The sequence below is a fragment of the Lentibacillus sp. genome (assembly GCF_035301925.1).
In the GTDB taxonomy this organism is placed as follows: domain Bacteria; phylum Bacillota; class Bacilli; order Bacillales; family Amphibacillaceae; genus Lentibacillus.
The window spans coordinates 1-9,845 of sequence record NZ_DATGTI010000080.1 but is presented as its reverse complement, the minus strand read 5'-3'; the positions used below and the strand labels follow the sequence as shown (position 1 = coordinate 9,845).

Below are 9,845 nucleotides of genomic sequence, written 5' to 3'. Positions count from 1 at the left end.
AGGGGGCATGACAACAGGCCAGTCGGATGTATCCACGCCTGGCGATTGCAAATGCAATATTTGCGCTTTTTGTGATGTGCCATTAAACTGAATATTTAAAGGCTTGAGCAATTCGCGGGTCCAGGCGCCGCATGCTGCAATCACCTTGTCAGCTTCAATCACCTGCCCATTTACTTCAGCACCAGTAATCCGGGAGCCATTTTGCGTGAGATGGGCATTGCCATGCAGTATGGACGCCCCGTGTTTCTCAGCGCCGCGAATCAGTGCATTCCGTAACGCACGTCCGTTAACTCGGGCAGCCCCGCTGACATGGACAGATGCATAATGATCGGCAAGATGCGGAAATGCGTCTTTTGTCTGTTTGGCATCAAGAAGTGTCACGTCACCGATTTCCGGAGCATCTTCACGACGTTTCAGTGCACGTTCCTTCATGGCGGCAAGTTTTTGCTCGTCGGTATGAATACTGATAGCTCCGGTTTGCGCGTAGCCAGTAGCGGTTTCGCCATCGTCGGCAAGTTCCCGGATTAGATCATGGTAAATGCGCGCACCGCCTTTTGCCAGTTTGTACCATGCTTTATTTCTGCGCTGGGAGAGCCACGGACAAATAATACCGGCAGCAGCATCGGTTGCCTGTCCGGCATCATGCCGGTCAATCACGACAACATCCGCTCCGGCTCTTGCAAGTTTGTATGCAGTCGAGGCACCTAATATTCCTGCTCCGATAACAATATATTGATTCATCAAAAAACCCTTTCTAAGAAGCTCAGAAAATATAAATTTCAGGGCGTTTATTTTAAAACTAAAATAGGCTTGTTCGCCGATTTTTTCGAGTGTCACTTATCGCCTCTGACCTATTGAAAAATGAGGGTAATGGTGATTATTCTCTACATCAACTATAAGAAAAAATTTGTATAAATGAAAGTGATATATAATTGAAATACCAGGAAGAAGGGAGACAGATTCATGAATGAAAATATCATTGCCAAAATTTTATTTGTTATTGGCATTGCGCAGATGGCTGCCGGGCTGATTATCGGTCTGATAACCGTGACGATGAATCATTATTTGGTGAGCTGGTCTGTATTTTTTGCCTGGACAGCCGGCGGTTTTGTCTGCGGGATGCTGTTCATCGGGTTTGCTGAAAATATCCGCCTGCTCCATAGTATTAATGAAAAGATGCAGCCGTTAAACCGCAAGTCAAAGCAAGAACAACGAATTGAGGAGCCACAAGTAGAATGGGATTTGAACGAGGATGAAAAAGCAAAAATTTTTGAAGCTTATCAGGAAGAAGCAATTGTCGAGATTGTTCCATCACCTAAAGAGGACTATTGTTTAGTCCGGTTCAAAAGTGGAGATGAATACTATGTGAAGGTTGTTTACGTTGGCGGATTTGGTGTGCAGGAGACAGAGGATGCCGAAATAAGACAATCGATCATTCAGTGGTATAATGAACAAGACTGACTGCTTCTTCTCTTTCATTGGAGGAAAAGCGTCCCGCTGAATGGAGTTTCACTTTAATGAATGTACAGAAAAATGTATAGCCTGTGAGTTATATTGTCAGTAACAGGTTTTAGGTTAGGAGTGTCTTTTTGGCGAAAGGTAAGTTTTTGAAAATAGGATGGTTTGGCTGGACATTCATAACTGTTCTAGTTGTAACATTAGCTGGTTCTGTACTGATCTTTTTTAATACATTTGATTTGGATCCAATGTCTTTGGCCGGGGACAGTGATGATCAGGCGACAGAGAAGGACGAAATATCTGATGAAACAGCTGAAAAAGTAGAGGAAGTACGGGGAACCATCGGAAAAGAGAACCAGGCTATTGGGCAGTTTGTCTCAGAAATGCATGATTTTTATAATGAAACCACCGGCTACGGAGGCATTTCTTCCCTTGACTGGGAGCGGCAAAAGGCAAAAGCTAATACAATTCTGGACACACTGGATGAAAGAATCGCAGACGTGGAGGATGAGGCGCTCAATAAGGACTTGGAGCGGATTCAGGAATTGGCGGACGCTATTATAAACGGAGAGGAAACCGAAAATGTGCGCAGCCTGCACCGAATGTTTCATGACCTGGATATCGCATTAAATGATTATAATGCATATGATATTATTTGGAATGTCACTGCAACATTGGACACAACAAATTAGTGTTCATTCGACATATTTTTATGATAATCTAATAGATGTGATAAGATAATTGGACTAAAGGAGTAATGATCATGAGCAAAACATTGATTTTTGGCCATAAAAGCCCTGATACCGATACGATTTCTTCTGCACTGGTATATGCAGATTTAAAAAAATCGCTGGGTTTTGAAGCAGAGCCTGCACGACTTGGCGAGGTCAATAAAGAGACGCAATTCGTGCTTGATTATTTTGGTGTGAAAGCGCCGGCATATATTGAAAAAGTTGATGAAAGTGTTGATAATGTCATTTTGGTCGACCACAATGAATTTCAGCAAAGTGTCGATAATATTGCTGATGTGCGCATCACTGAGGTTATCGATCATCACAAGGTGTCCAACTTTGAAACGAAAGAACCGCTGTATTTCCGTGCCGAGCCTGTCGGGTGCACGGCGACGATTTTGAATAGGATGCACAAAGAGAACGGCGTGATTCTCTCTAAAGAAAATGCCGGATTGCTGCTGTCTGCCATCATCTCTGATACGTTGCTTTTAAAATCACCGACATGTACTGATGCAGATAAAGAGGCAGCATATGAATTGGCAGAAATTGCCGGCGTAGACTTGGAAACGTATGGTCTGGATATGCTGAAGGCCGGTGCTGACTTAAGTGATAAAACAGCACTTGATCTGGTGACAATGGATGCTAAAGAATTCACTATGGGTGATGCAAAAGTGCAGATCGCTCAAGTGAATGCTGTTGACACAAACCAGATTTATGAATCACAGGATGCGATTGAAAAAGAAATGGAACAAATCATTAGTGATAAAGGACTGGAATTGTTCCTGTTCGTTGCGACCGACATTTTGGAAAACGATTCAGATGTGCTGGCATTGGGTGGTGCGAAAGGTCATGTTGAAAAAGCATTCGATGTTGAATTGGATGATCGCAACCGTGCATTGCTGAAAGGTGTTGTTTCCCGTAAAAAACAAATTGTGACGAATCTGACAGAGCAATTCACGAAATAAAGTGACACTTTATGTCTGCGGGGCGCTTTTCCCCACTGAAGAAGCGGAACATAGGTTAAGTTCTCGGATGACACCTTTGTGACCTGCAACGCGTAGGCCCGAACCGAATCGGACATTTAGGAACAGTTAGCCACCGTTTTTTGGTAGGTTACTGTTCCTTATATGCGGGATAACACTGCAAAAAATCCCTGCCATCTAAAGTGGATGCAGGGGTTTTTACTGTTTATATGTCAAAAACCGCTTCATGTATTGTAAAAGCTTCCAGCGCCTCATCATTAATTTCATAGCCGATGCCTGGTTTATCCGGCACTTTAATCACACCATCGTCAACAGTCACTTCAGGTTTAATGATATCTTTTTTCCAATAGAGCGCTGATCCCGCCGTATCTCCAGGCATTGTGAACTGCGGTAAAGTGGTCAAGGCGATATTATGTGCTCGTCCGACACCTGCTTCGAGCATGCCGCCGCACCAGATGTCCACGTTATTTTCCCGGCATAGATCGTGAATCAGTTTCGCTTCAGTGAGACCGCCGACACGGCCGATTTTTACATTAATGATTTGGCAGCTTTTCAGTTCAATTGCTTTACGCGCATCTTCTGCCGACTGGATGCTCTCATCAAGACAGATTGGCGTTCGAATGGCAGCCTGCAATTTGGCATGGTCAACGATGTCATCGTGTGCCAGCGGTTGCTCAATCATCATCAGATCAAGCTCATCCAATTTTTTTAGCTGGTCAATGTCCTGCAATGTATAGGCTGAATTGGCATCTGCCATAATCGGTGTATCGGGAAAATGGTGCCGGACTTTGCGAAGTATGTCATAATCCAAGCCTGGCTTGATTTTGATTTTTATCCGCTTGTAACCTTCACTGATGGAATGGTTGATTTTTTGCAGCAGGTCACCCACGGTAGGCTGGATGCCGATGCTGATGCCGACATCAATCTGTTTCCTGGTGCCGCCGAGCGCTTCGGAAAGGGTCATGTTTTTCCGTTTGGCGTAAAGGTCCCAGATGGCTCCTTCCAACGCGGCTTTGGCCATATAATTACGCTTGATTGGCTGGAATATGTTGCGTACTTCCTCCGGGTGGTGGATGTCGTTTTCCCGCAGCAGCTTCATTAAAAAATCTGTCATGATATGATAATTTGTTTCGACTGTTTCCTCCGTGTACCATGGAATTGGGAAGGCAACTGATTCACCAAATCCACGGTTACCATCGTCATCAATTGCCTCAATAATAAAAAATGTCTTGTCTTGCATGGTTCCAAAACTGGTGCTGAAGGGGTTGTTCAGCGTCATTTTCAGTCTTCTCAGTTTTATGTGCTTAACTGGTATCGTCATATATGATTTTCCTCCTGATTTTGCTTTTATGACATGATGATTGCTGATGGCTGCGTCTTACCAGAAGAAGGTAGGACGCGGTGCTGTCCGGCATTATACAATAACCTGGTTCGCTTCCAAGTATGATTGATCATTTCCCCTAATATGGATTCATTTATCGCATGCTATAATACTGGTAGTTGAAGCTGAATCCAAGCATTATCCCCTTTTACAATGAATACTACTATGATATTTGAAAAAATCAATATCAATGCAAGAAGCGTGCTGATAGGTCGGATGTCGGAACGAACAACTGGCAATGGTGGCGTGGACATTGATAGTATTAGAATTGACAACCAACATTTCCGGAAAAAAATTTTTTCAAGGTGGCTTTTGACGATGTCTAACCGGTTAATTGATGCACATATTCATCTGGATATGTATAAGCCAGCTGAACGCTCCCTGATACTTAATGACATGAAAGAGAGCGGTGTTGATGCACTCATCACTGTCTCAAATCATTTGGCTTCCGCACAGAAGAATATGCAGCTGGCTCGTCATGACAGCAGGGTTAAACTGTCGATTGGTTTCCACCCGGAACAGCCGCTGCCTTCCGATGAAGACTTAGCGGATCTGCTGACACTTATTGATCACCATCAGCATGAGATTGTTGCTATCGGGGAGATTGGACTGCCCTATTATTTGCGCCGTGAAGGTAAAGTGGCATCACGGGGTGCGTATATGGACGTTTTGGACGCTTTTATTCAAAAGGCGGTCGAGCTGGATAAACCGATAGCCCTGCATGCCATTTATGATGATGCACCAATGGCATGTGACTTGCTGGAAAAGCATTCGGCTGCCAAGGCTCATTTTCATTGGTTTAAAGGCGATTGGCGAACGGCTGAGCGTATGCTGAGAAATGGCTATTTTGTGTCGGTAACGCCGGATATTTTGTATAAGGAGAAATCCCGGAATTTGGCCGGTAAATATCCTCTGGGGAAAATGATGGTGGAGACAGATGGGCCATGGCCGTTTGAGGGGGTTTTTGCAGGAAGAATGACTCACCCTAATATGATCCATCGGTCAATCCGCGAAATGGCCGAGTTAAAACGAATCCCAACCGTTGAAGTTTATGACCGGTTATATGATAATACACGCTGGTTTTATGAATTGTGACTGCCGCTTTAAGCCGGACGGTGTTACGATGAAGGTGTATGATACACAGAATTTACAGGGGGGAGCGGCACTTAATGCGGAAACAACTTGCATTGTCTTTTAGTGGAGGGAAGGACAGTTGTCTAGCGCTTTATTATTTGGAACGTGAAGGTTTCGATGTGAAATGCCTGCTCACAACGGTTTGGAAAAATGAGCAGACAACAGTGGCACACGACGAAAAGCGATCACGTGTTGAGCATCAGGCGGAGCGGCTTGGAATCCCAGTTCATTTTATCGAAACAAATTTTCACACGTATGCTGATGATTTTGTTTTTTACATAAAAGAAATGATACGTTGTTATGGTATTGATGGGATTGCTTTTGGTGATATTTATCTGGAAGGACATCGTGAGTGGGGTGAGAAAATGGCCGAAGGTGCCGGCGTTCAGGCCGTCTATCCGCTATGGTCGGATAGGGCGGAAGTATCAGTATTGCTGCAGGAATTTGTATCACTTGGATTTCGTGCTGAGGTGATCAAAACCGATCCGGAGAAATTGCCGCAAAGCTGGACAGGCCGCACACTTGATGAATCATTCATCAGTGATATCATGACCTACCATGATGTTTGTCCGATGGGAGAATCCGGTGAATACCATACGTATGTTTATGAGGGGCCGATTTTTGGAAAGAACCGCCCGGGAAAATAAGCGTTTGCCGGCTGCAGATGTTCGGAAAGTAGGCAAGGGAAGGCGGGAAACACCGTGAGCGTAATGACAGTAACAGGCTATAAGCCGATGGAGATTAATATTTTCAAACATGATGACGAACGGATTTCGATTATTAAGGCGGCGATTGAAAAGCGGCTGATCGGGTTTATTGAGGAAGGACTCGAATGGGTGCTTATTTCCGGCAAAATGGGCGTCGAACTATGGGCTGGCGAAGTAGTGCTTGAGCTGCGTGACCGCTACGGTCTGAAACTTGCCGTCATTCCGCCGTTTGAGAACCAGGAAGAGCGCTGGCCGGAGCCGATCCAGCAAGTTTATCAGGAAATGACGGCTGCTGCTGACTTTTTCAGACCACTCTACAAAGGCGGCTACAACGGACCTTATCAATACCAGGCAAGCAACAAATGGCTGATTGATAAAAGTGACGGTTGTCTTTTTCTGCTTGATGAGGAATTTCCCGGCAGCAATCGTTATTTTTATGACGAAGCAAAGCAAGCTGCAGGTGATTACCCGATTTATTTGATCACTCCGGCAGACCTCGAGGACATGGTGGAAGAAATACGGATGATGGATCCGGATTATTGGGATTGAGTGGATGATGATTGCTGAAGTTCACATCGGATTCGCTAAAGTTCACAAATGATGTGATGAAGTTCACATCGGATTCGCTAAAGTTCACAGCTCAAATGCTAAAGTTCATAAATTCAACTGGAAACATCCGGAAAATATGAAGGGTTTTTAATGATTTTGTCGAATAATGGTATAGGAAAACTTATTAAAATTTAATAAGAAAGGTTATGCTCCATTGTTTATTAAACCCCTTGCAATCCCCGAGCATATTCTATGTGCACAGGCTCTGGACAGTCGCACTCCCGCCACCCACCCCTCTAAGGAAACATTCAGCAACCGGGCCGCAAATCTTCTTTCCGGTTACAAAGGCGAAAAATCTATGAAATATCACCTGCAGTTTCTCCCGGCAGACGATTTTTTCATCCTTCATTATGTCAGACTTCCTAACCAAAATGGTTATTTTCAGCTGGATTTTCTTATCTTATCACGCTGGTTTCATTTGATTATCGAAGTGAAAAATATTTATGACAACGTGAATTTTGACGATTTGGGGCAGGTTTACCGAACAATAGATGGCAGTGTACAAGTATTCGGAAATCCTATTGAACAGATAAACATGCAGTATAGAAGACTTCTGAATTGGCTCCGCAAACATGATTTTCCTCCAGTACCCATTGAAAAGATTGTTGTCTACAGCCGTGACGATACCTATCTCCGCAACATCACCAACGATAAAGTCATTTCAGATATTGTGATGCACCGCGATAAGATCATTTCCAAAATAAACTTTTTCATGAATAAATATCAATCCCCAAGCCTTTCTGAAACGCGGCTTACGGATCTCTCCTGGCAGTTACTTGAAGAGCATGAACCCGAAGAAGGTGATGGGATGGATCAATTTAATATTGGATATACTGATTTAATCAAAGGTGTTATTTGTCCGGCGTGTGTTGCTGTTCCCATGCATTGGAAAAGCGGAAAATGGAACTGTCTATCATGCGGCTGCACTTCAAAAACAGCGCACAGGCCAACACTGGCGGACTACGCTTTGCTAGTCGGGGAATATATTAATAATCGACAGGCGAGGGATTTTTTGCGAGTGAAATCCATTCATACAGCTAAGCGGCTCATTCAGCAAGAACGTTTTCAGCAATTTGGAAAGACAAGTGGGAGAAGATATAAAATTGACGTTGATAAACTGTTAAATGCTAAAATGTACGATGAATTCGCTAAAGTTCACACTAAAAGTGCTAAAGTTCACAGCAAATCTGATAAAGTTCACAATTAAAATGCTAAAGTTCACAATTTGAGCCCCTCAGCAAAGCTACCAAAAAAGCAACTTGGCTTCACGCCAAGTTGCTTCCTTATGGATTCCATAAATAATCAATCATCTCATCCTGAAAAAGGTTAGTATCAATGTTGCACTGGTCAGATTCAATTGCATATTGCCATCCATAAACAAGCGCATTTTCCGGTCCTTGGGGATTATAATCGGGTGCATTATCTTTTGTGGTGATATCATTTTGCGGGAATGCTGTCCACACAACGGTATTTTCCTGTGGTTCCTGATCCATCGCATTATATGCTTCAAGGAGGTCGCTTCCGTCATCAAAAATTCCATACAGTGCAGGCTCATAAGCGGATTCGGAAAAGGTATCATACCACCCTTCCATAAAGGCAGCATCAACCGGGAAGCTTGGTTCGATGTCCCCAAATATGGCAACGCCATCAGGAATATCCAAATCCTTTGCATCATTAATGGCTTGCTCAGCATGTTCGACACCACGGTCGTAGCCAGTTGCATCACTCAAATGATTGTAAATGACCAGAATCCGTACATCATTGTCATGCAGAAGATTCACTTCATCTTTATCCAATCCAGTTGAAACACCTATCATTAACGCATTGGTACATGTTTTCGTCAGTATAGCTGGCAGAGTCGACACCCCAGTAAATATCCTGTCCGTTGTCACCGTTCTGCCCGTTTTGATTGCCGTTGGATTGATCGGATGAATTATTCAATAAAAGCGCTAAAATTAAAGGTATTGCAATCAGAAGCCCTAATCCAATGATATAAAAAACTTGCGATCTGATCATATAAATCCTCCCTTCAGGCCTTTTAGCAGTGTATTGATCGAAAGGAGGATGCGTGTAGGCAAGAGGGGAGGCTTTTTAGTTTTTAAAGAAAGCCATTTTGTTTCTTCTTTTGACAGCTTTTGTTAGACTGAAGTAATGGCAATAAAACTTTTGAACGACTAAAAGAGCTTTTGCTGGAAACAGAGGGGAAAAGTTAACTGGCGACTACATAATCATGACTGAAATAGAAAGGAAGTGGTATCATGCGGCTGATTCGTGCAGGCGTGCAATTTTATCTTATTGGTCTTATCATTCTGACACTTGGCATTTCATTGACAATCCAGTCAACAATGGGCGCTTCTCCGTTTGATGCGCTTCTGGTCGGGCTGCACCGGACGTTTGGGCTGACGGTGGGCAGTTTTGAAATCGTCGTTGGTTTGACGATGGTTTTGGGCAACGCGCTGGCAGAGAAAAAAAGACCGGAATTCTTTGCCTTGATTACATCATTCGTAACCGGGATCGGTATTGATACGTGGCTGTTTTTGCTTGGCGACATTGTGACACCTGTCACCTGGTATGGTGAATGGGCGGCGATGTTGTTGGGTACGATTTTGATGGCGCTTGGAGTAGCATTTTATCTGCAGTCAAAAATTGCCCCAAACCCGATGGACCGTTCTATGATGGTCGTATCAAACCTGACCGGCTGGAATGTTTCCTATTCACGGGCGGCCATCAGTACCGTGCTTGTCATTCTGGCGTTTATATTCGGTGGGGCAATCGGCATCGGTACCTTGATCAATGCCTTATTTTCCGGCGTGATCATCAGTTTCTTTTTACCGTATGTCAG

The 9,845-nt window shown here is 43.9% G+C and carries 12 protein-coding genes; 8 read left to right on the top strand and 4 right to left on the bottom strand.

Annotation, left to right across the window (positions count from 1 at the left end; genetic code table 11):
• Nucleotides 1–741 (bottom strand): FAD-dependent oxidoreductase (locus VK080_RS06975; RefSeq protein ID WP_324224052.1); only part of this gene is annotated, 741 nt, incomplete at its 3' end.
• 222 nt (nt 742–963) lie between these two features.
• Here VK080_RS06975 and VK080_RS06970 point away from each other — a divergent pair.
• From VK080_RS06970 to VK080_RS06960, 3 genes are all read left to right on the top strand, one after another.
• Complete coding sequence (locus VK080_RS06970; RefSeq protein WP_324224051.1) at nt 964–1,461, top strand: hypothetical protein; 498 nt, start codon at nt 964–966, stop codon at nt 1,459–1,461.
• A 128-nt stretch (nt 1,462–1,589) separates the two neighbouring features.
• Nucleotides 1,590–2,150, top strand: a complete 561-nt coding sequence (locus VK080_RS06965) for a hypothetical protein (RefSeq protein WP_324224050.1) — start codon at nt 1,590–1,592, stop codon at nt 2,148–2,150.
• Between the two features lie 71 nt (nt 2,151–2,221).
• Nucleotides 2,222–3,154, top strand: coding sequence for a manganese-dependent inorganic pyrophosphatase (locus VK080_RS06960; RefSeq protein ID WP_324224049.1), 933 nt, complete (start codon nt 2,222–2,224; stop codon nt 3,152–3,154).
• Between the two features lie 223 nt (nt 3,155–3,377).
• Here the strand turns inward: VK080_RS06960 and menC are convergent, their stop codons facing one another.
• Nucleotides 3,378–4,493, bottom strand: a complete 1,116-nt coding sequence (menC, locus tag VK080_RS06955; RefSeq protein ID WP_324224048.1) for an o-succinylbenzoate synthase — start codon at nt 4,491–4,493, stop codon at nt 3,378–3,380.
• 378 nt (nt 4,494–4,871) lie between these two features.
• On the opposite strand from menC, the gene VK080_RS06950 reads away from it, so the two are divergent.
• The 4 genes from VK080_RS06950 (at nt 4,872) to VK080_RS06935 (ending at nt 8,210) form a co-directional block, all read left to right on the top strand.
• Complete coding sequence (locus tag VK080_RS06950; protein WP_324224047.1) at nt 4,872–5,648, top strand: TatD family hydrolase; 777 nt, start codon at nt 4,872–4,874, stop codon at nt 5,646–5,648.
• Nucleotides 5,649–5,722: 74 nt separating this feature from the next.
• Nucleotides 5,723–6,334, top strand: a complete 612-nt coding sequence (locus tag VK080_RS06945; protein WP_324224046.1) for a diphthine--ammonia ligase — start codon at nt 5,723–5,725, stop codon at nt 6,332–6,334.
• A gap of 54 nt (nt 6,335–6,388) precedes the next feature.
• Nucleotides 6,389–6,943 (top strand): DUF1273 domain-containing protein, encoded by a 555-nt coding sequence (locus VK080_RS06940; RefSeq protein ID WP_324224045.1) that lies wholly within the window; start codon nt 6,389–6,391, stop codon nt 6,941–6,943.
• Nucleotides 6,944–7,157: 214 nt separating this feature from the next.
• The gene (locus VK080_RS06935; protein WP_324224044.1) at nt 7,158–8,210 is read left to right on the top strand and encodes a nuclease-related domain-containing protein; all 1,053 of its coding nucleotides are present in this window, start codon (nt 7,158–7,160) and stop codon (nt 8,208–8,210) included.
• 76 nt (nt 8,211–8,286) lie between these two features.
• Here the strand turns inward: VK080_RS06935 and VK080_RS06930 are convergent, their stop codons facing one another.
• Nucleotides 8,287–8,799, bottom strand: coding sequence for a glycoside hydrolase domain-containing protein (locus VK080_RS06930; RefSeq protein WP_324224043.1), 513 nt, complete (start codon nt 8,797–8,799; stop codon nt 8,287–8,289).
• Nucleotides 8,792–9,019 carry a hypothetical protein gene (locus tag VK080_RS06925; protein WP_324224042.1) on the bottom strand — a complete coding sequence of 76 codons (228 nt, stop codon included), beginning with the start codon at nt 9,017–9,019 and terminating at the stop codon, nt 8,792–8,794. The genes VK080_RS06930 and VK080_RS06925 overlap by 8 nt, the downstream gene beginning before the upstream one ends.
• A gap of 242 nt (nt 9,020–9,261) precedes the next feature.
• On the opposite strand from VK080_RS06925, the gene VK080_RS06920 reads away from it, so the two are divergent.
• Nucleotides 9,262–9,845 (top strand): YitT family protein (locus VK080_RS06920; RefSeq protein WP_324224041.1); only part of this gene is annotated, 584 nt, incomplete at its 3' end.

Coding starts and splice junctions, on each gene's coding strand:
- VK080_RS06970 (WP_324224051.1), top strand. CDS start 964: ATGAATGAAAATATCATTGCCAAAATTTTATTTGTTATTGGCATTGCG.
- VK080_RS06925 (WP_324224042.1), bottom strand. CDS start 9,019: ATGATCAGATCGCAAGTTTTTTATATCATTGGATTAGGGCTTCTGATT.
- VK080_RS06960 (WP_324224049.1), top strand. CDS start 2,222: ATGAGCAAAACATTGATTTTTGGCCATAAAAGCCCTGATACCGATACG.
- VK080_RS06950 (WP_324224047.1), top strand. CDS start 4,872: ATGTCTAACCGGTTAATTGATGCACATATTCATCTGGATATGTATAAG.
- menC (WP_324224048.1), bottom strand. CDS start 4,493: ATGACGATACCAGTTAAGCACATAAAACTGAGAAGACTGAAAATGACG.
- VK080_RS06945 (WP_324224046.1), top strand. CDS start 5,723: ATGCGGAAACAACTTGCATTGTCTTTTAGTGGAGGGAAGGACAGTTGT.